The organism is Desulforhabdus sp. TSK (assembly GCF_022836495.1).
GTDB lineage: Bacteria > Desulfobacterota > Syntrophobacteria > Syntrophobacterales > Syntrophobacteraceae > Desulforhabdus.
In genome coordinates, this window is record NZ_BQXM01000011.1 from 1 (window position 1) to 21,730 (window position 21,730).

15 protein-coding genes are annotated in these 21,730 nt (G+C 55.0%); 4 read left to right on the forward strand and 11 right to left on the reverse strand.

Features of this window, described 5'->3' with window-relative positions:
- Positions 1–123: 123 nt before the first annotated feature.
- From MWC30_RS08305 to MWC30_RS08335, 6 genes are all read right to left on the reverse strand, one after another.
- Positions 124–801, reverse strand: a complete 678-nt coding sequence (locus MWC30_RS08305; RefSeq protein WP_244083702.1) for a sterol desaturase family protein — start codon at positions 799–801, stop codon at positions 124–126.
- A gap of 85 nt (positions 802–886) precedes the next feature.
- Positions 887–1,591 (reverse strand): TVP38/TMEM64 family protein, encoded by a 705-nt coding sequence (locus tag MWC30_RS08310; RefSeq protein WP_244083703.1) that lies wholly within the window; start codon positions 1,589–1,591, stop codon positions 887–889.
- A 3-nt stretch (positions 1,592–1,594) separates the two neighbouring features.
- Complete coding sequence (gene tsoC / locus MWC30_RS08315) at positions 1,595–1,915, reverse strand: NEPxGxxU motif selenoprotein TsoC (RefSeq protein ID WP_332369996.1); 321 nt, start codon at positions 1,913–1,915, stop codon at positions 1,595–1,597.
- Positions 1,916–2,083: 168 nt separating this feature from the next.
- Positions 2,084–2,533: an LULAXC motif (seleno)protein TsoA gene (gene tsoA, locus MWC30_RS22915; protein WP_368860820.1), complete on the reverse strand. Its 450-nt coding sequence runs from the start codon at positions 2,531–2,533 to the stop codon at positions 2,084–2,086.
- Between the two features lie 25 nt (positions 2,534–2,558).
- Positions 2,559–2,954, reverse strand: a complete 396-nt coding sequence (locus MWC30_RS08330) for an ArsR/SmtB-type metalloregulator TsoR (protein ID WP_244083707.1) — start codon at positions 2,952–2,954, stop codon at positions 2,559–2,561.
- Between the two features lie 393 nt (positions 2,955–3,347).
- Positions 3,348–4,907 (reverse strand): UvrD-helicase domain-containing protein, encoded by a 1,560-nt coding sequence (locus MWC30_RS08335; protein ID WP_244083708.1) that lies wholly within the window; start codon positions 4,905–4,907, stop codon positions 3,348–3,350.
- 657 nt (positions 4,908–5,564) lie between these two features.
- Between MWC30_RS08335 and MWC30_RS08340 the strand changes: the two genes are divergently transcribed.
- The 4 genes from MWC30_RS08340 to MWC30_RS08355 all read left to right on the forward strand — a co-directional run bounded on the left by MWC30_RS08340 (position 5,565) and on the right by MWC30_RS08355 (position 9,647).
- The gene (locus MWC30_RS08340; protein ID WP_244083709.1) at positions 5,565–6,662 is read left to right on the forward strand and encodes a TRAP transporter substrate-binding protein; all 1,098 of its coding nucleotides are present in this window, start codon (positions 5,565–5,567) and stop codon (positions 6,660–6,662) included.
- Between the two features lie 137 nt (positions 6,663–6,799).
- Complete coding sequence (locus MWC30_RS08345) at positions 6,800–7,294, forward strand: TRAP transporter small permease (RefSeq protein ID WP_244083710.1); 495 nt, start codon at positions 6,800–6,802, stop codon at positions 7,292–7,294.
- 32 nt (positions 7,295–7,326) lie between these two features.
- Entirely contained in the window at positions 7,327–8,682 is a 1,356-nt protein-coding gene (locus MWC30_RS08350) for a TRAP transporter large permease (protein ID WP_244083711.1), read from the forward strand.
- A gap of 71 nt (positions 8,683–8,753) precedes the next feature.
- Entirely contained in the window at positions 8,754–9,647 is an 894-nt protein-coding gene (locus MWC30_RS08355; RefSeq protein ID WP_244083712.1) for a universal stress protein, read from the forward strand.
- A 322-nt stretch (positions 9,648–9,969) separates the two neighbouring features.
- Here the strand turns inward: MWC30_RS08355 and MWC30_RS08360 are convergent, their stop codons facing one another.
- The 5 genes from MWC30_RS08360 to MWC30_RS08380 form a co-directional block, all read right to left on the reverse strand.
- Positions 9,970–10,986, reverse strand: a complete 1,017-nt coding sequence (locus MWC30_RS08360) for an Rpn family recombination-promoting nuclease/putative transposase (RefSeq protein ID WP_244083713.1) — start codon at positions 10,984–10,986, stop codon at positions 9,970–9,972.
- A gap of 591 nt (positions 10,987–11,577) precedes the next feature.
- Positions 11,578–12,741: a cysteine desulfurase family protein gene (locus tag MWC30_RS08365; protein ID WP_244083714.1), complete on the reverse strand. Its 1,164-nt coding sequence runs from the start codon at positions 12,739–12,741 to the stop codon at positions 11,578–11,580.
- A complete protein-coding gene (locus MWC30_RS08370) occupies positions 12,738–18,215 on the reverse strand; it encodes an FtsK/SpoIIIE domain-containing protein (RefSeq protein ID WP_244083715.1) in 5,478 nt (1,825 codons plus the stop codon). Before MWC30_RS08370 ends, MWC30_RS08365 begins: the two co-directional genes overlap by 4 nt.
- A 27-nt stretch (positions 18,216–18,242) precedes the next feature.
- Positions 18,243–19,862, reverse strand: coding sequence for a hypothetical protein (locus MWC30_RS08375; protein ID WP_244083716.1), 1,620 nt, complete (start codon positions 19,860–19,862; stop codon positions 18,243–18,245).
- Between the two features lie 9 nt (positions 19,863–19,871).
- Complete coding sequence (locus tag MWC30_RS08380) at positions 19,872–21,728, reverse strand: hypothetical protein (protein WP_244083717.1); 1,857 nt, start codon at positions 21,726–21,728, stop codon at positions 19,872–19,874.
- Positions 21,729–21,730 lie beyond the last annotated feature (2 nt).

Sequence of the window (21,730 nt, forward strand, 5' to 3'; positions counted from 1 at the left end):
TTCTCAGCCTATCTCTCCTTTAGTTTACTACAGGAGGCCATTGATCACATATTGAAGAACTTTGGAACGAAATACACAATCAACTTCTCCACCTAGAATGTTGTGAAACTTTTGCTTGGGTACTTAAGTGCCGAGAAGCCTGTCCCACCAGGGGAAATTGAAGCCGTAATTGCTGTTGGTTTCTCGGAGGATCACCGAGTGATGCACCCGGTGCATGTCGGGCGTCACCACCAGAAGCCGCAGGAATCGGTCCACGGCTGCGGGGATATGGATATTGCTGTGGTTGAACATGGAGGTGGCATTGAGGGCTACCTCGAAGATGAGCACGGCCAGTGGGGGCGGCCCAAGGGCTGCTACCATTGACAGCTTGATGCCCATGGAAACGACAATTTCCAGGGGGTGGAAGCGCAGGCCCGTCGTCACATCATAATCGAGATCCGCGTGATGCACCATGTGCAGCCTCCACAGCGTAGGAACGGCATGGTGGAGGACATGCTGGAGATAGATGGTCAAATCCAGTGCCAGCACTCCCAGGACCACTTGGAGCCGGTAGGGGAGGAGGATTTGGCTGAAGAGTCCCCATTGGTGCTCAGCCGTCAAATGAGCCAGCGCCACGGGGAGAACCGGGAAGAGAGCCCGAACCGAGAGGGGATTGAGGCCGACGATGACGAGGTTGGCACCCCATCGAGCCGCCTTGGAGGTGGTGAGAGGGCGGCGCGGCGCAAGGATTTCACAGACAGCAACCACAAAAAAGATGCCGAAGAAAAATCCCAGGCGTATGGATGTTTCACTGGCCGTCACGTCGAAGTCCTCCACAGTCCCTATGGTGTGGCTCTGCCCTTAGCGCCTGTCTCTGCGGGCAGCTGAAGCCTCGGGTTTGGACCGTTCATTCCAGGCCCACCCGCTGTGATGCCTTCATCTTTTCTACTATTTTGGGGATAAAAAAGGAGAATATAAAAAGTCCGAGGGAGAAAAAAACCTTCCAGGAAAGCAGCCCGCTCCATTGGCGTGTCCACCAGACCTCTTTGACCGTTCCCACAAAGAAGGTGAAAATGAAGGTCCCCACCACAATGCCCAGGGCGGTTCCGAAGAAATAGTCTCTGAAGCGGACGCGGGTGAGTCCCATCCCGAAGTTCATGGGAGTAAACGGGAAATAGACCAGGCGGAGGTAAAGGACCGTTGCGAATCCGTTGCGCTCGATGGCTTCATCATATCTCCTGAGCCTGTCTCCAATGAGGGAGGCGGCAAAATCCCTTCCCAGGTAACGTCCGATGAAGAAGGCCAGGCTTGCTCCCAGCATCGCTCCCAGCCACACGTAGAGAAAACCGAAATAGGGGCCGAAAAGGGCAGCCCCCACGATCGTGAGAAGTGTTCCGGGCAAAAAAAGGCAGACGCCTGCCGCGTAGGCGCCGATGTAGGCCACGGGAGCCCATGGTCCCGCCATTTCCAGAAAAAGCCCCAGCCTTTCGGCCGTAAGGTGCTCCCTCAGCGGCGTGAAGCGTGCCGTGACAATGGCTGCAGCAATGAAGGCCAGCAGAAAGGCCGCTTTGATGGCTGACCTCTTGCGGGTTTTATTCGCTTGCGCTTCCATCCATCATTGCCCAAAGATTCTGCCAAGAATGCCCTTCTTTGAAGTGCCGGGTTCGGGCAGTCCCAGGTTTCGGCAGATCACCCCTTCGACCTTCTCCTGTGAAACATTGGAACCTTCCACTACGATCTCATCCCCCACCATGACGGCGGGAGCGACGGGCAGATCCAGTTCGAAATATTCATCGTTCTGGTATTCTGCGATGGGTTTGGAGGTCACCTCAATTTCAATGTCTTTGTACTTTTCGCCCAACCTGGGCATCATCGAGAGGAAATTCTTTCAGGGCTTTCCGTTCGGCTCATTCAGAAAAAATCTTACCTTCAGCATGGTTGTGTCTCCTTTTTGCTTCCTGTCTGCCGACTTTGTGTATTTCCGCCCTCCGCACGAGGAACTGGTACCCTGCGGCGAAAATCATCACCTGGTCCGGGGGGGGAAGTCCCCCTTCGAGGGCGGAATCGCACCGCCCCATGGGATAAAAACTTTCGCCAGTCTGTCCTAGAGCTTGCCTTCACGCTTGAGCTTGGAAAGGAGAAACGTGGCTCCTCTCATGGAGAGGCCTGCTTTTTCCGCCAGCTCTGCTGGATCGAGAGGACCATGCGTTCTCAGGAGGGACACAATCTCCTCCTCCAGTTCTTCAAACCAGTCTTCGAAAAGCACCAGGAGATCCGGGTCGGTCATGGCCATCAGCTGCCGCGATTGAGCCACCTTCTCCACCAATCTCTGGCACATTTGCGTCGGGTCGACACCTTCGCCCATGCATTCAGCCAGTCAGAGGTGAACGAGGCTCGAGACCTTATCGTTCCTGGATTCTCCCATGAGCTCCCAAAGAAACTGGGAGCGCGCCTCATCGCCCAGCGTGGAGAAAAGCACCTTCAGTACCCCGGCGATTCCTTCCAGCGCCTCCTCCGGGTCCAGGCGGCGGATGGCTCTCAACATCTCATCCATGTGAATACTGATGACACTTCCCATCTCAAAAGGTTTTCCTTGCCGTCAGCAGATCTGTCGCCACGGTGCTCAGGGTGCGAATGACTTCCAGGATTCTGGGATCGACGAGCTCATAGTAGATGAAAGGACCATTGCGCTCGATCTTGACCAGGAGGGAGCGCTTCAGCTCCTTGAGGTGGTGGGATACGAGGGGCTGTGAGAGACCGAGCTCCTCCACGATGCTGGAAACGGATTTCTTGCCGCTGCTGACGCAAAGGATGATCCGCAGCCGGTTTTCGTCTGAAAGACTCTTGGCCAGAAACGCCACGGAATGATAGTGTTCGTCCTGCAGTAACGGCACGTGCCGACCTTCAAGAGGCTCCTGACTTGCCTGATGGCTGTCGAGATCCCTCAGAGACTTTTCTCGGGCTGTCTTTCCCATGGGTATCCGTCCAGTTCTTACTGTGTGGAGCCGGGAGACGCTGTACATGGGGGCGGAAGTCATCCCCTGGCACGGGAGGTTTGGAAATCCCTCTCTGAAGGGGGATCCAGGGAATGTGCCATGACGCTCACCCCCCCACCTCTCCCCCCTCGATATTGTTGACCTGAAGAGGTGGATGCGTTGCCTTTCAGCCTGTTCAGCAAGCCTGAGCACAAACCGTCGATCAGCTCTTGAGTCAGGCCAAAAGCATATCAATTATTGTTTATGTGATTATGATCTGAAATGTCAACTCCTGAATTTCGATTTGGGCGGGACACTGCTGCAACGCGGGGAAAGTCATCCCCTTTTCCGAGGTTTTTGAAGTTCCACATTGCCGGGAGACCTGCAGGATCCTCATAGTTTCCCTTTGTGCCCGGCAGGCTTCGGGGAGCGTCTGAAGAATCCCGGCTTCTTCGGTGCCGGCTGGTCCATAAATCCCGCCAGGTAGTCTTTCCACCTGACGGTCAAGAGCCGCTGGAAGGCCGACGGCAAATGGAGCCGCTGCACAGCCCGTGTGAAGGCGACGTAGGCTATGTTGATCTCCTCTTCATACTGAGGGGATTCATGCTGAGCCGCGGCAGAGATGTTTTCCGCGATATCCACATCGATGGTCACTTCGTCATACTGCTGGCCTTTGGCCGTATGAATGGTGGAGAGAGTGATATCCTTCGGGGTCTCGGAAGTAGTCCTGCCTCGGGCGAGATCGGACATTTCGAACACCAGGGCAGGAAAGGCATCATGGCCGTGCCGTTTGACAATCTGGGCCATGCCCGTCAGGGGGAAATCCCCCATGGATTCTGCATAGTCTTCCAGCTGCCCGAAGGATGCGAAAGAGCCGATGAAAACGTCCCTGATCCTGTCTTTTTGGCCCCTCGAGAGCCAGTAAACATCCAGGGTCCGGAAGAGGACATGCTGCAGGTCACGTTCGAAATGAAAAGACTTCCCTTCCGAACGGAGCTGTATGGCCTTTGAAAAGAGTGCCAGGTTGGTTCGAGTCAATATGGCCCGGGAGGCGGTGCCTGTTCTTGAGGGCTGCACCGGGGAGAGGGAGACGCAGGATGATTTCTCGGGATTCCCGGAGATGTGGAATTTCTTCTCCTGCTTGGCCTCCTGGATGAAGAGGCTGGCCAACTCGGCTATGGCGCTGCCGAATCGAAAGCTCAGCGTCAGATGGAAGTCCTCGTCACAGGCAAGCCTCTCCATGGCGTCGGTGGCATAGCGGAAGCTGTAGATCTGCTGATGGGAGTCTCCCACAAGGACGATGCGCCTTCGACACCCTTGGAGCGCATGGAGCATGATGGGGGAGAGATCCTGGGCCTCATCCACCAGGATGAGGTCGTAGCGGTCGAGCTCCTGGTGGAATTGCCCGGACTTATGAAAAAGCTTCAGATAGAAATCGTGAGGGCACGGCTTTTCACGCCGGTTCCAGACGGTTGCGATGTCCCGGCATGCCTGGATGATCCTGCCTGCCTGCTTCTCGAAAAATGGCTTCAATTCGGGGGAGAGATGCCGGTAGAAATCCTCTACGGCGCTCTCGAGCCTGGTATGTTGCGAGTTCAAAAAATATGTGAGGTACTGGTGGCTGATGCCGGCAAGGTGGTGGGCGGCCTTCTCCCTGCCGAATGCGGGAAGCATGTCGACGGGACTGAAGACACCCAGGTTCTCCTTCCAGCGATAGCCCTCCCTCCGGTAGGCGAGGGAATGGACGGTGTGGACCTGGACGCTGGTCGGGAACTGCTTCTGAGCGGCCTCCCGGGCCTTGCGGTTGAAGACCAGGTAAAGCGCTCGCTTATCCGGATGCTTTTCGGCGAGCATCAGCAGAGTCGTCGTCTTTCCCGTTCCTGCCCGTGCATTGATCCGAATGACTCGCCCCCTGGAATCCAGGATGGCCTCTTGCTCGCTTGTGGGTTTCATGAATCAACGAGTATCACAGAGTCCTATCGAGTGTCGAGCAGTTGGTGGCAGCCCCCTGCATTCAGCGGCTTACAGTCGCTTTCACACTGCAGTTTCGGGTGGCCTGTGTCTTTGTCAACTCGTATTCCCTTGAGGGAAGATGTTTCGGCAGTGCGGAGATACTTTTTCCCGTTATCAGTTTCTGGTTGACTATTGTATGACATTTGCTCGTAGTTAGCTGTGATTTAGCTGCAAGCAGGCAGCGAATAGCCCAGAGAGCGTTTTGGGAGGCCTGAGCATCTTGTGCGCGGGTACTTGAAGGATTCTTTGAAGAATCATTCGGCTGGTGTTGGATGCGGTGCCATCGTGGGTAGAGGGTGGCATCCTGATGACCTTCCAGCCCATGTTTCATGTTTAGATTGCTGTCTGAATACTCTTACCCGCGCTCGCTCATTCATCATTACTCGACTCTGAAGATCCTTCTCTCGTCCGCTCGCTATTCAATCTCACAATTCCACTTTCACCCGCCCTGCAGTCCGTTCGTAAAGGCATTCATCATTAAAGCTTGACAAGTGGCCGGCACGGTCATCGCCGGTGCCCCGGGTGCAATCCTGCTCGCTTCGACGAAGCGGCGGGAAGTCATTGTGTCACTGTTGAGGTTTATTCACAGGGCTGATAGTGAAAGGTATTGGGGCACGGCTTTTCTGCGTGGGAAAAGTCGTGCGTGGGAAGGTAGCCGAACTGTGCCTTGCAGTCGCCGTCAGCCTGGTTTTGACGGTCACCGGAATCGGTTTTGCCCAACAGAAGGACCCCCGGGAGGCATGGAAGCCCAAATTTGATCCCTCGGGTGCCAAGTTCGTCATGAAAGTCTCGATCGTTTCCAGTCCGGCCATAGAGGGCTTCGCAGTCGGCTTCCGAATCCGGGATGAGCTCTGGAAGCGAACGAACGGGCAGGTCTTTTACGACTATTACCCTCTTTCCATGCTGGGCGGCGAAATCGAAGTCCTGAACCAGCTCACCATGGGGGCGGTCCAGGGCATGCTCTGCTCGTTCGTCGTGGCGCCGAAGATCGGCCCCCGGTTCGGCGTGGTGAATCTCCCTTTCCTGGTGGACTCGTTCGATAAGCTCGACAAATTCGTGGGCGACAAGGAGATCTTCAACCATTTCCTTTCCGCCGCCGAATCCAACGGTGTCATGGCCGTTGAAATCAGCGGCTACGGCAACTACGGTTGGGCCTCCGTAAAGCCCATCAAGACGCTCGCAGACGCAAAGCCCTTGAAGTTCCGTATCGCGGAAGCGGACGTGAACCAGAGCATCTACAAAGCATGGGGACTCAATATCGTGCCAATGCCGTGGCCCGAGGTGCAGATCGCCTTGAAAAACGGGGTCATTGACGCCCTGGACCAGACCGCGATGGTCTGCAACATCACCAAGAAGTTTGAGGTGGCGAAATACTGGACACCTGTCAACTACGCGCAGGGTCTCCTCATCCACATGATCAACAAGAGCTTTTACGATTCGCTCCCGCCCGACCTTCAGAAAACGGTCGTCGAAGTGATCCGCGAGGAGTGTGCGAAGACCCGCGATCTCACGCGCAAGCAGGAGGAAACTGAAATCCAGAAGGCGAAAGCGTCGGGAGTCGAGTTCATTCCGCTGCCGAAGGAGGACATGGAACGTATGAGGAAAGAGGGCCAGGTCGTCTTCAAGGAGTGGCAGCCGAAGATCGGTGCGGAGTATCTCAAGAAGGTCGAGAATCTGCTGGGCTACAAGCAATGATGCAGTTTGCGAGGGCCGCGCTTCACGGCGCGGCCCGGCTTTTAACTGGAATAGCCCTTCTCACACCGTTTTCCAGTTAGAATGGCTCACATCACATCCGCGCCCGAACCCGGGCGGCTCTCGGGAGGAACCGGAGAATGTTTCGAAGCGTCCTTCGCCGTTTGGACAAGATTCTCTATTTTCTGGAAGACTGGATACTATTCCTGACGGTCTTCACTGCCATGATAGCGATGTTCCTTAACGTCACCACGCGGTACTTGATGACCTACACGATGACCTGGCCCGAGGAGTATGTCCGGCAGGTCATCATGGTCACCACATTCATCGGGATTTCGGTGGCGGTACGCAACCGGGCCATGATCCGCATCGACGCATTACCGAACCTGTTCCCGAGACTCAAGAAACCCCTCGACTTCATCAATCATGCATCCATTTTGGCCTTTTCATATTTTTTGATCCATGTCGGCCTCAAGCTTGTTGGACTCCAGGCGATGACCGGACAGGTGACCACCGTCCTGAAGATCCCCACGGTCATACTCTACAGCGTCCTGCCTCTCATGGGCAGCCTGATGATACTGCGGCAAATACAGGTCATCGTGGAAGACCTCACAGGCAGGAAAGTCGCGGAATAGATTGAATCCTTGCAGCAAGGGACTGGACACCTATGGACAATTCCATCCTTTACGTGATTCTGATCTTCCTCGGGGCCCTGGCCGTGACCATCCCCGTGTCCCTGAGCCTCTTCATCGCCGGCGTGATCGGGATGGCATTCTTCGCCGAAACCGTGTTGTCTTTCGAAAGGCAGTCCATGCTTCTCCTGGAAGGGTTCTACAAAAGCATGGACAATTTCTCCCTGGTGGCCGTCCTGTTCTTCGTGCTCTGCGGGAACATCATGACGGCGGGCTCCATCGTGGAGAAGCTCCTTCGCTTCGCCAAGTCGCTGGTGGGGTTCATGCCCGGCGGCCTCGGCATGGCCGGGATCCTGGCTTGCGCGCTCTTCGGCGCCATCTCGGGCTCCACTGTTGCAACCGTGGTGGCCATAGGGGGCTTCATGATCCCGGCGCTCATTGCGGAGGGCTACGATGAGTCCTATAGCATCGGCTCCATGACGACCGCACCCATCCTCGGGATCATCATCCCGCCCAGCATATCGATGATCCTCTACTCTGCGGTGACCAACGATTCCCTCGCCGCGCTCTTCATGACGGGCTACGTACCCGGGATACTGATCATCGCGAGCATGTGTCTCTACACCTACGTCATCGCCAGAAGGAGCGGGATGGTCAGGCAGAAAAGCCCCAGCTTTCGCGAGTTCATGGCCATCCTGAGGGACAGCATCTGGGCCATTCTCCTCCCAGTCGTGATCTTCGTGGGCATCTATTCCGGCATGTTCACGGCTAACGAGGCGGCGGTGGTGGCCTGTGTCTACGCATTCGTCGTGGAGCTTTTCATCCACAAGAATATGACCTTCGGGCAGGCGAGAAAGATCATCGTCTCCTCGGCGGTCACCACCGCCACGCTGCTGATCATCGTGGCGGGATCGAGCGTTTTCGGGAAATACCTGACCGTGGAGAGGCTCCCCGAGATCATCGCCGGGGCGGTGACCTCCAACATCACGTCCGCCTGGGCTTTTCTGCTCGTGGTGAACCTTTTCCTGCTCGTCGTCGGCATGTTCATGGACATCGTTTCGGCAACGATCATCATCACGCCGATCATGCTGCCCATGCTGGCGAAGTTCGGCATCAACTCCCTGCATTTCGGGCTTCTGATGACCGTGAACCTCGGCATCGGGTATGTGACGCCGCCGGTGGGGGGCAGCCTCTACATCGCCTCGGCCATCGCAAAAAGGGATCTCATGTTCGTTGTGCGCGCGGTGCTCCCCTTCATCATCCTGCAGATCATCATTCTGGCTCTCCTCACCTACGTGCCTGACCTCAGCCTTTCCTTGCCCAAGGTATTTTACAAAGAGGCCGTGGAAGCCGGCTACGCGGTAGGGGTGGACGAGAGCGGCGGCATTTGAGCCGGGCCTGGCGCAGAATTCGGAACGGGCGACAGGCTGAGCGCCTGTAAGATCAGAGAGGAGAAATCCCTATGTCTGTTCGCACCATCGTCACCACCGACGGTTCGGAGGCCAGCCGCAAGGTGGAGGAGTTCGTGCTGCGCCTCAACCGCGCGCTTTCGCTTCACGTCATGCTCGTCCACGTGGTGGATCTACGAAAGCTCGAGTATAAGAGCATCTCCGACCTGGAGATCGAGATGATCCGAAAAGGCGCCAGGCGTGCCGCGGAAGGGATGATCGAGAAGGAACGGCTTTTTCTGGAACAGTCCGGAGTGAAAGCCGAGGTGCGCCTTCTGGAAGGGGCGCCCGGCGAGGCGATTTGCGACGCGGCCGAACGGGAGAGGGCATCGCTGGTCGTCATCGGGCGGCGGGGCCATGGCGACCTGCAGGACTGGCTGTTTGGCTCCGTATCGAACCATGTCCTGCAATATAGCCCAAAACCTGTGCTGGTCATCAAGAGACGGGGACCTATCTCTTTGGGGGATGATGCGGCCCGCCCGCTCAGGGTCCTGATGGCGGTCGATGAATCCGAGGCCACGCAGCGTTGCCTGGACTGGCTGACATCGAGCGCCGGGTACTCCACAGGGATGGAGTTGACCCTGCTGCATGTGGTCAACCCGAACCGGCATGGGCTGGAGTACCTGGCCGGTTCGGCCCGGGATGCGGCACTGGCCGGCCTCAAGGGGAGCGGTGAGGATCTTCTGCAAAAGGTCTCGAGCAGGCTTCAGGGGCATGTCTTCCCGGTGAACACCCGCGTCGAGGAAGGCACTCCTGGCAAAACTCTCTGCCGCGTCTACTCCGAGGAGAATTTCGAGCTCATCGTCATGACTCGCCGCGCCCTCACCGAACCGGGGGAGACGGGCCTGGGCCAGATATCCTACTTCGTCGTCCACCACTGTGCCGGCCACGTGCTCATAGTGCCCTGACGCGAGAAACGTTGCCGGATATACGTCCTGCAAGGCGGGTTTTCATTGAGCACATGACCGGCCGCTCCCCTTGAAGCGCGGGTTGGGCGGCATCGCAAGGGACAACTACCCCTTCATGGCGGCTTCTTGCCCACCTTGATCATGATCCTGTCGGCGAAGTTCTTGAGCTTGGGATTTTCTCGAACACATCATGGAGTATCACTGAATGCTACCGAATGTCATGGAGTTTGTCACAGACCTTGTGTCTCTGCTGATAGAACAGCAGCAGAAACCCAATCCCTTCAAAATTCCTGGTTTCACCTGAAGCACAAGGTAATCAGCCTCATTGCAGAGCTTTCGCCAGCAATTGATCGAATTCATCCAGTGTCTGGCAGGTTTTTCGTTGCCGCCTCAGCATCCGGAGAACGCCGTGACTTTGGATCTCGCGTAGTTTTTCCGTCAGGCTCAGGGGGAGTACTCCGAATTGTTCCTCCAGGAGTTCAAGGAGGACATCGTGAGCCTCGGAAAGCTTTCCTTCTTCCAGCCCCTGCCTGATACCCTTTTGCAAGCCTGCCGTCTCACCTTGCTGGAAGTGGTGCTCTGCGGCTGTCTTCATGACCATCTCCTCTATCACCGGATCTATCTGATCAACGAGCCCGGTCAGCTCATCCCATTCGTCGCTACTTCTCATATAATAGACGTATCGCAGGATAGTTTCAATATACTCGAGGCCGGTTTTCCGGTGCCTGAGCTCCGCAAGGAGCGGCAAAATCCTCGTGAAGGATTCCAGGAGGTTCTCATCGCGAATGTGGCGGAATAGACTGAGGGCAATTTCCAGCTCCAATCTTTCCCGCAGAAGCTGGTCCGGGATGGCGCTCAGGTCCACCAGGATGTATTCCATTTCGGTGGGGCGGATTCCCAAGTCCTCCCGGATGTCGAGCGCTTCGGAGAACCGGCGGGGCGTCGTCCACGGAATCTGCCCGTGGTAGAGGACGACCGGTGCAATGAATGGCAGGGGGTGCTCGCCGGGATGCTGCGCCCTATGCTGTTCCCATATTCTCACCAGGTAGCGAAGCAGCCGGAAAGGCATGTCCGGCTCGGGCGTGCTTTGATGCTCGAATAGAAGGTAAAGCCAGGCCCTCTTGCCGTTCTTCAGAACCGTGCGAAAGAGCAGGTCGGAATGACGCTCATGGAGCCTTTCGTCCACGAAAGATCCCTTCTCGACCTGCAGATGATCGAGATCGAGCTCTTTGGCAAGTGGTTGTGGAAGATAGGCATGGAAAAACTGGCGGCTTATCTCCAGATTGCCGAAGACCGATTTGAAGAACGCGTCATGCGGATTGGCAATTTCCTTCGTCATGCTCCATTCACCTGTTACTGTTAGCATTCTTTCGCTTGTTGCCGTTTGAGCGTACCACCTTGTCTTCTTTTTGGGAACCTCAAAGATGCTGCTTCTTTTCCCTACGCGACAGGTGTTCAGGCATGGCCGGCCCGCATCTGGCCGAGAATCTGCCTGAATCCCAAATTCCATCCGAATTGATTGGATCCTCATCTGGTGGTATAGTCTGTGCTATCCGATTTGCAAAAGGAAACAGAATAACGAATTTACGGCAATCCCAACGAACGGCTGCGTCAAGGTAGTGGAACGGCAGAATGCGATTTTGCCCCTCCGTATCCTGGATCTTTTCGACTTTGTTAGAGCCCCGATCTCCAACAAAACTCCCATGTGGCTGCTCGATGAAGAGCATGGAATCGTGGCTTTTTCCTGCAAAATCTACCAATGGTGGAGATGCATGAGGAACTATGACGAACTGGACTGGTCAAAAAGATGGAAGACTTTCAAATTCGACCAATGGATCACAAGCGAAGATGCTGAATATTCCCAGGTTTTCCATTGAAGACATCGGAGCGCTGGTGCAAACCGTTGAATGCTGGCCTATCAATAAGGTGCCTACTCGGACCTTTTCGCAATTCCCGCATGGCGGCAGAGACCCTGTAGCTCATCGGCGAGCAGATTCACCTCTTCAAATGTTGTCTCACACGAAGCGGAGAATCGAATCAAAGAGGAAGCCTCCTCATAGCTATATCCCATCTGGGCTGCCGTCCGTGACGGCTCGATACTCTGAGCCGAGCATGCAGACCCTTTGCTGACGGCAATGCCTTTGGCGGCCAAGGCGAGCACAAGATCGTCGGCATCGGTCCCTGGAATCCCGAAGAAGCTGGTGTTAGGAAGTCTTGGGGCCAGCCTTCCCAGGATGAGCGCACCTGGGAAAACCGAGCTGATACGCTCCTCGAAATGATCTCTTACGGCTCGAACGGCCTCGGGCTGTCTTTCCCTGAGAAGCTCCCAGCACTTGTTGGCAGCAGCACCGATGCCTGCAATCGCGGGTGTATTCATAGTGCCGGAACGAAGATCGTTCTGCTGCCCCCCGCCCCGGATCAGAGGCTCGATAAGTACTCCGTTTCGAACGATCAGTCCGCCGATCCCCTTCGGACCGTGAAATTTGTGACCGGAAAGGGAGATCAGGTCTACTTCATCGAGATCATCCGAAAACGAAATCGGCATCTTTCCGAGTACCTGTGTAGCATCCGTATGAATGAGACATTCCGGTGAGCGCTCGCGGATTAGGGCTGTAGCCTCACTCACGGGTTGGATGATGCCGGTTTCGTTGTGCGCAAGCATCAGGGAGACAAACCGAAGATCCGGGTCAACGAGCCCCTTGAGCTCATCCAGGTCGAGGGCTCCCTCTCTCGTTACAGAGGCCCAACGGACGCAGAGCCCTTGCTCTCGAAAATGCTCAAGGGTCTCCCGCACGGACGGGTGCTCTATTTGCGAGCTCAGCACCCACCCGCCACCGGCAGCTTTTCTTGCGCCTTCTGTTACAGCCCACACATTAGATTCGGTGGCGCCTGAAGTGAAAATCACTTCATCTTCGGAGCCAACCCCGCTCAGCTTTCGAATCGCAGCTTTGGCCGACTCAACAGTTCCTTCCAGGCCGTCGACCTGTCCATATGCGGAAGACGCATTCCAGAAGCGGGAGGTCATGAACCTCGTCATGGTTTCCACCACTTCCGGAAATGGCTTTGTGGTTGCGTTGTTATCCAGGTAAATCATATTTTGACCAGCGGTTCCGCGGTGCTCATCTCTGTAAATTGGGCGTTGATGGTCTCGGCCAGCTCTCTCATCTCCTCCGTATCGATGAAGGGAATCTGGCAGTAAACCGGGTAGGGGTAATCGGCAGTCTTTGCCATCATGTGGCCGTGCTTCAGCAGGTTCTCGGCGCCTTCCTCCTCCAGGGCTATCTTGGATGTACCCTTGTCTGCCACCTTCAAAGCCAGCCGATTGGCCAAATTGCTGCGCGTTTGCATGGGGAAGTCGCGGTTATCGGGACGTTGGTCCGCAAGAACCAGGAAGATGCCGGCAGCTCGCGCCTTCTTCGCCAAGGTGTTGATCGGGGGCTCGATGGCTTTTCGAAAATCATCATCTTGCACCCAGATCCCGAACTCGTCGAAGATGAGCCAGCGAATCGGGAGCTTGTTGCCTGTTTTCCTACGATAGCTCGTCAGGTTGTCCACGACGTGCTTTTTGAAGAGTGAGTATCTTTCATCCATTTCCTCGTTGATGTGCTGCAGCAGTTCCAGAGCGACATTCGGATCGTCGACCAGCTTGCTCCCTTCGTGATCGAGAACATGAGGCAAGGGGTAAAGGCAGTTAAAATCCAGGCCACCTTTGGCATCGATCAAAGTCACTTGAACTTCATTGGGTCTCTGCGCCAAACAAATAGCGGCCACCATGTTTCGCAGCAGAACAGATTTCCCGCTTCCCGTTGCGCCAGCGACCAGCGAATGGGGCTGCTCGAAAGGTTTCAAGTACACGAGCGAATTATCATCCTCCCGAACGGCTACGGGAATATCATGAGCAGCAGCCTTGCCCTCATCAATCTCTGACAGGTAGCGCAAAAACATCTCCGTGGAATGCAGGATCGCTCGGGGTGAACGACGAATAGCAACTGAAATCCGGCCGACTTCACCGACTACAGAAAGGATGTCCACCCCGTCCGTGGTTCTAATCTCTGCGCGGTACTTGTTTATGATCGATTCCGTGACATCGGATGAGCCCTTGACCTTGAAAATCAAAGAATTGGGAGAAAGGATCGGATCGCAGTCGAGATGGAAAGGCATGCCGCGGCTGATAAAGGCCGAACGGGTCTTCTCAGCCGTTTCTTTTGCCCAAATCACCGCCTCCGAAGAGCTGTTCTCCAAAGCGGCGGCCTTGGAGGATAAGAACCCCCAGACAAGTCCGTGATCCGGCTGCTTCTTGGGCACCGCTCTTTCAATGTCCGACGGGGTGCCCTCAGCAATGCGCTCTTTCTTGCTGCCGGATAGATCCGGCTGCGCTGGTAAAGTTGTCTCCTGAGGCTCAGGGGCGGCGGCAGCGACGATCATCGATGGTAAATCCTCGTTGCTCGCATCGTCTGCGGGCTCTTCCTGGCTCGTAAGGCTTGTCGGTTCAACCTTCGGGACCTGCCCCGCAGTAGGCTTCACTCCCTCGATTTCCTTCGGTGCTGCGTTCCCCTGAAGTCGAAGCTGGTGCACTTTGGCCGGGGCCTCTTCGGGAGCTCCGGCGTAAATCCGCAGCAGCTCGGCCAGGGATTGATGATTGAATACTTCCTGATAGCTTTGGGTCCCGTCAGCCCGCAGGCACATGGTGAACTCATGCCTTTGAGAAAGGTGGCTCTTTGGCCCGTGGCAGAAGATGTGCGAGTATCCGCGAACCCTGATGGAGCAGTTGCCGGCCCGAATAGCTGCCTTCCATTTCTCAGCGCCCAGGAATTGCTGTGACCGAAGATTATTGGCCAGCAGCTCGGAGAGTCGAGCCAGGATCAGGGCGCCATCCAGCGTGGCCAGGCTTGGATCGGTTGACCGATGCAACTGCTTTACGGTGTCGACCAGCTGTCTTTCCGATTTCTTCTTTGACTCGGCAAGCGCCGCATAGTCGATGAACTTCGCTTCGGAAACAAGTACTTCCAGGTGCCGATTCCCGTCCGCGTCGATGATAGGGGTGAGTGAAAGGATGTCGGCAACCCCGGTCTCGGGCCTCTTCCCGAGCCAACGTGCATAGTCATCGAGCATGCACCAGGCATTTCCGATTCCGGCGCCTGCAATCTGCTGCTCCAGGATGAACTTGCTCAAAACGCAACCTATCAGCTCATGGGTGTTACGCAACCGGCGAGCCGCCTTCAGTACCAATCCCCCAGAGAGCTGGTTGGCGTCTGCCATCATCCTTTGTACTATTGGCATCACGAGTGGATCGGCCGCCGTGACATCCAGGATATCCGCAACCTTCTCTCTCAAGGATGCTTCCAAAAAGGCATTCGAATCCGTCGAAGAAATCACCAGATTGCGGCCATGGGTTGCGTTCTGTTCATAGCGGATAACCCTGACACCCTGCTCCTCCAGGAGCCTTCGGTCCAAAAGCTCATCGTAATTGGCTACCCAGGTGCCGATGCGATGCGTATCCGTAAAAATATTTCCCAGATCTTCCTCGGTGAAATCGATCTTACGCGCAAGGATATGACATTGGCCATTCTGCCAGGTATCGGCAGCTTCATTCTTGAACAATGCTGCGACTGCAAGCAGGTAGTCCCATCCTGCAGACGGCTGAGCAGGGCAAGTCAGGTAAAGCTTTGATACGTCACTTGCAGCAGCCACCGGCTCACGGCGACCCCACTGGTGAGGCATGATGGATTCGGCAGGCAGGTCAGATCGTGGGATTCGGTGCCAGTCGGGCTTTGCCAGGCGGGAGACCACGTCTTTGCAGAGCACGATATCGATTGGCTTGGAGTTCCCCGGCGAAGGAATGTTCGCCGCCGCAACAATATTGATTCGAACACGGGACAAAAACTCGCCCGTAACCTCGGTCCCCAGTATTTCGTCGGGATCGGATGTACGGCTTATCAGCGTCTTGTAGGCATCCCGCAGACGATTCGCATCCCGATGCGTCATCACCACCTGGCAGGTGATCTCGTCTGAATCTCCGTTCTCACGAACTGTTTTTTTTCGGTCCTGGTTGAGCTTGTTGATTTCTTCCACGACCGCCAACGGCAAAGCATTGGAATCGGAATTGTATAAAGCCACCGACAGATTGTCCTGCTCGTGTGGCTGAAGACGCAGGTACTCTTCGACCAGGCCTCGAACTACCGTGGCCGCCTTCTTCGGGTCGTCATGCAGCGTGTTCTTCTTCTTGGATTCCGAAAAAGGGTACTCGTGAAGAGAGTACCCGCCCAAGGATTGGCTGACGACATGCTCAACCGGTTTCTGCTCGCTTGAGCCTTCCCAGCTGATTGAGATATCGGGACGCAATGGGTCGGAGACGAGTTGTGCCGTATCCGAGAAAAAGAGGTTTCCCGTTTCGTCGCTGAAATCACCTCTTTCGGGCGAAAGCAACGACTTGATGATCCTCTTGAGCTGCTCACGCCGTGCACAGGTTGCCTGGAGGCGGAGCGGATGCCATGGGCAGATGATGGTGGCACTACCCTCACCCAGAGAAGCGGGAATTTGGACGACTCCTATCTGCAAGATCGGCTTTAACAGGCGGCGACGGAGGGATTCGTTCGGAAGTAACGCGATGCGTTTCAAAAGATTTCCGAAAAGCTCAGCAACATTCCCGCTATCAATCGGGCTCAGCTCACTTTCCACCAGGGTCCTGATGAGTGAAGTGTATTCTGAATCAAAATGGTCGAATATTTCTTTCGCCTTGGCTACCCACTTTTTCTCCAATCCCTGCTGAGCAGCCTCATCTACTTCCCTCTTCCATTCAAGAGATAGTGAGTAATCTTTTCCTTTGGATTTTGCGGGAACAAATGAGCCCTTGCCTCCTGCGCCGGTCTGGAATCCCGCCGTTTCTGCCAAGCTGATAGGCGCAGGGACTCCTTTGGCCCCGGCGGCATCCCGATCGGCAAGGCAGCGGATAAGAGCACTTCCGGAATCGTTTCGAGCGAGGCGCTCCAAGTCCCCCAGGTACTCGGAATAGACGGAGGACAGGCGAAATCGCCAAATCAGTTTGTGCTCGGAGACCGCCTCATATGTTTCGCCTTCCCGTGCCTGTATTCTCACTGTGAACTCAAGGGTGTTCGCAGCCTTGGACGAAGATGTCATCTTCTCCTTTTCGATATGAGGCAGGACCTTGTTCGAGAAAGCAGGCGCCAGAGTATCCTTGAAGAAAACCATATCAGGCAGAAAAGATTCCAGCTGCTTGTATTGATGCTCGAAGAACCTGCAGGCGCGCAGGTTCATTGCCTTGAACTGGTTCGGTTTGTGCTGCTTATGTCCGATCAAGAGAATTGAAAGCGGTTTCCCCTTGTGCTCGGCTCCCCCGGGGGATTGCTCCAGGCACTCAAGGATTCCCTGCCAGAGGTCGTCACAAGAAACCTCCTTGTCGTAAATCTCCTTCTCCCAACGGCGAAGAACTGCCGGCTCCTGCTCCAGAGTCGGACGATGCTGATCAAAAAACTCGCGCATTTCATCCGGCTCCACGAGCTTGCGTCTTGTATCCAGACGATCCAGCAACTCCTCGTCGCCGGCATCCAGCTCGAGGCTTTCGGCTTCGAAAACACGCTTCGTCGCTTGACCCAGCTTCTGCGAAGCTTTCTTTTTCCGCCGATTCAGTATCGCCGAAATTGTGGACCAGTCGTATTCAGAGAAAAGGCGCGTACTGGCCGCTGTTCGTTCCGGCTTCGAGTGAGCATAGTCAAGGAACGCTTCTCGGAAGGATTCGTCCTGGATCTTTCCATCCTCCTCGAACTTTTGAAGTGCTTCCTCCAGATCCTGCGTCTCGAGAAGATTCGAGCGCTCATCCCGCTTACGCAGATAATTATCCGTCCGCCAGTGGCTTGCCAGCTTCTTTGCCCAGCTTGACGGCTGTGTGGCGATTACTTTGTCAAACAATTTGTCGAATCGAGGAACTGAAAGAGTCGGCAAATTTCGCCCGGCCACATTCTGGAGTGAGTCATTCCTGGCGCCCTTGAACACATCCCACAGGTAAAGCGCCGCAATTGGAAGGCTCACTCTGTAGAGGCCAAATAGCGCCTGCACCAGAGCCTCTGCCTGCCCCTCCTGTTCGGGTGAGCCGAAAGCCTTTTCGTTGAGTATGCTCGGACTGAGCTCTTTGAACGCCTCCACCCAGACCTTGGCGTTGGCCCGATCCTCCAGGTCTTGGGCATCCAGGCTTGCGGTGGATCCGCTGGACTGAGTTTCATGCTCGAACTCGGAGGAGACGAAAAAACGCCCATTCGTCGGCCAGCCTCGTACTTCGACTGCATTCACGTCAGTCAAGTGCTGATCATTAAGGCCAAAGTCCTTCATCTCCACCCGGTTGAGGCAAAACTGCAAGGTGCTGGGGCGATCATCGTCCGCTTCGGCTGCAAGCACCAGGGCGGCAACCACTTCCTTCTCCAGGCGTGACAAGATGAGGTTGCCTTCGGGGGCTCCGCCGGGCTGATCGGAAATGATCTTCTCTTTGAGTAGCCGGTAGGCTACCGTTCCGATAAACTTGGTGGCGATCTTTGGCTGGAAGATCGAGGTGCTCATGGCAGTTTCTCTGGAATACAATTACCTTCACCTTTCCGCTTCAAAAAAGGGGTTCTCGACATAGGTGCATCCGTCTGACATGCGTCTCGCCAACCCCATGCTTTCCATGCGACGGATCAGCCGATCCGTATTTTTCCGAAATGGATTTTCTGACTTGTGGCTGTCTTGTATTTCTGGGGACCGCAATGCCTCCTTATGACCAATGACAAGGCGGTAGCGAGCAAAGAGCTCGACGAGAAACTCGCTCAATTCAACGCGGCCTCGCACACGGGTAACCACGAGCATCCGCAGGAAATCATCGGTCGGAGCATATCTGAGGCTTCGAGTCCCCCGACGTGACACCAGACCGCATTCCTTTCCCAGGCCCCGGTGGATCTCGCCGGATTTGTTTTTGAATTCTAGCTTCGCGTCATTGAGAAACTCCCGGAAGAACTCTTCAGGACAATTGCCTGGAGTTGAGTGCTCATCAATGTTCCAACAGAAACGCCAGGATTTCGTTGGCGCCTTATTGAAAAGTTGAGCCATTTCCTTCACCTTATCGATGGGAGAGATTGACGCCTCCGTGATCTGGATGATCTCTTCCCGCCCGAAAAACTCAGTCAACAATTCCTCGACCGCGACGATACCTTCGGAATCATTGCCCGCGAAGGACTCCAACGAGGCCTGGCGCACCTGGTCTGGGCGAGGGGCCACAATTTCGCAAACAATGGCTCCAAGCCCTTCTTTTCCAGTGCATGCTCGTGCAGTTTCCAGATAAAAGAGAACGAGGTGAAATGAGAAGAGGGGTATGAGGAACTGAAAACAGTCCTGATCTGGAAGATCCAACGCCAATAACGCCAGCACGTCCTCGGCAAATCTGTCGTAGGCGGGATGGCTGAGATATGGGAGGAACGCCGGCATGTTTCCCGCACCCGCTTTTGCTATATCAGGGTTATTGCGCTCATCGTCCGGCAGCAGCTTTTCCAGTAGCTTGTTTTTCTCTTTGGATGCCTCGAGCAGCTTTGTGAATCCAGATCGAAGCTCCGCGGCAACTGAAGAGCGTGAGAGCATCAGGTATATGATTTCCCCATTCCGCATGAAGTTAACCGCTTCACGCGTAAGATCCTTGCCCAAATCCGTAAACATGGCGTCCATCCCAATAGGAAAAATGAATCGCGAAGTCCACCGGATCGATGTGTTCGGATCGAGAGAAAGACGCTGAAGGAGCCGGATATGCTCCTTGAAATTATCGAATCCAACAAAGCGCGGGCGCAGGTATGCAAAGTCAGGAAATCTATCCACGGGCTGAAAGGAAGCACGGAATCCTTCGACCCATTCGCTCCATTTCTCTTCATCCGGAAGAGATCTGCTCTCCATGCGGTTCAATGCCACGTTGTTGAAAATCAGGTTGCGAAGCAGAATACTCCTTCGGGGCTCATAGGTCAGAGCTTTGCCATCACTTCCATGGGAAAAGAGTGCGGCGGGGTCCTGACGAAAGAGGCTCTCGACTACGGAAAGGAATTCCAGGAACTGAAAATTCCCGATGGACGAAGTAGAGCGAATCCGATGCCCCCAGATGGCCTCATCAACCCACATCCCGCGCGGGCTTTGTGGATAGCCCAGAAGGTTGTCTGAGCCAAGAATCGCATGGATTTCGAGAGTCTTCATAGCGCTTTCCTAGACGATCGCAATCGACTTCAATTTGCCCGTCGAATCGGTTTCGATAGTGCGAATCCCCGCGAGCTTGAATCCAGCTCGCTGCATGTGTCGCAGGAACTTCGTTTTCAGCGTGATGATGTCTTCCCAGCATTCTTTTGAGAAGGCATTCGGCATCACGCCGTCAGCAACTCGCATTAGAAACTCGAACCTTTCGAGTGTCAGGTCGAATAGAAAGGGCTCTTGCCCCGACCGCCAAATAACCTGTAGCTGGGGAACCAGAATAGTCGGTCCGGGCTTCACAATCGAGATACGTGTCTCTCCGAAATCGTCTGTTATCGGCACGCCCACAACAAAAATATCACTGATGGCCGCAGAGGACAGATTGAGCCCCTTTGCCAGGAAAAGCCGTTCATCATCTTCAGCCAGCAGACCGGTCCATACCCGATTTAGCCCGAGAATCAGTTTCCGAATCAGTACAGTTGGGACAGGGTCTTGCACCTCGCCATCCAAAAGGTGCTTCAGATAATCTTCGGCTCCATGGAAGACTGTTGTCGCCCAAATGGATCGACTTGGCAGTGCTTTCTTCAAAGATTCTTCTTCAGATGAGAAAAAAATCCGTCTTCGCTCAGAAGAAAGAGCGTCCAGGACCTCCGTATAGTCTTCCGTGCTGCCTTGGATATAGCTTTTCAGTCTATGCTCAAGGGAAGGATCGCGCTGCTGAAAAGCATCCTGTTTCACCAACGACTGATAGGCATCCCGAAGCTGATCGAGATGCTCCCCAAAAATGATGAGCTCATCGAGATCGTTGATTGTTTCATTACCCAGTTTCAGGCCTTGGAGAAAGCGGAAAATCGCAAAGCGGTCACGTTGGTTCTGGGTCAGATTCTCACCGAGGAGATTTCTATGAAGAGCGCCGCGGTGGGCGTCCTCCATGGTAAGGCAGCTCCGCAGTTCATTGAGGCGAGCTACTCCGTGTGGGGCGTTCTTCAGCCCGAGAAGTCCGTTTGCCATCCACATGAGCAATTCTCGGATGGGGATGTGCCGTTTACAGCCATCACAGAGACTTACCAGATCGTGCAATCGACGCTTGTACGGAAGGCTCCGCAGCGCATGCAGGTTTCGTATGAGGGGCGAAAAGGATCCAAATTCTTTGAGCTCGGGATGGGCCAGGCAATCGTCCCACTCAGTCCGGGAGACAAAGGATTCATAAACTCTGGCAAAAAGCTCTCGAGTTGAGATCAGGCTCAGATTGAAAAAGCTCAGTCGATACTCCGAGTCTTGCCTGTTCGTCGCATGCAGATCCGTGATCAGGCCTGCCAGCTGATTTGCAGGTGAGGACTCGGGTAGTCGTCGCCAGAGCTCGGCAAACTGCCCATCATTTATGGCGATGACGTAAATCGTTTTAGGAACATCTCCGTCAAAAACCGAGCTCGAAAAATCCTCAAGAAACGCGAGTACCTCTGGGGGAAGCGGTTCATTGTCTCGCGGAGTAAAGAAGGCGCTGAAATCAAAAATAAAGCTGATGGTGAGGGAGCTTCCGTCCCAATTCAGATCCTGCTTGACCCATTTTCCCTTTGGCGGTTCCGAATCGAAAAGCTTCTTCCATAAGGCATAGCAGAGGGCGGTTTTCCCATCCCCTGCCATACCTGTCAAAATCACGTTCTTCAGAGCACCTCGGGGCTTACGGCCACCATCCTCGTCGAAAAACAGAGCAACCAGCAACTTTTGCAAAGGATGCTCGAAGCTGATTGGGGCTACCTGGTAGCGAGACACGAGATTTCCGATCTTCTCGGTGACCATGCTGTCGTTTCTGGTCGTGGGCGTGTACCCTCTGAGAAATTGAATCCATCGCTGACCTAAAGGTTGATCGCTCATTT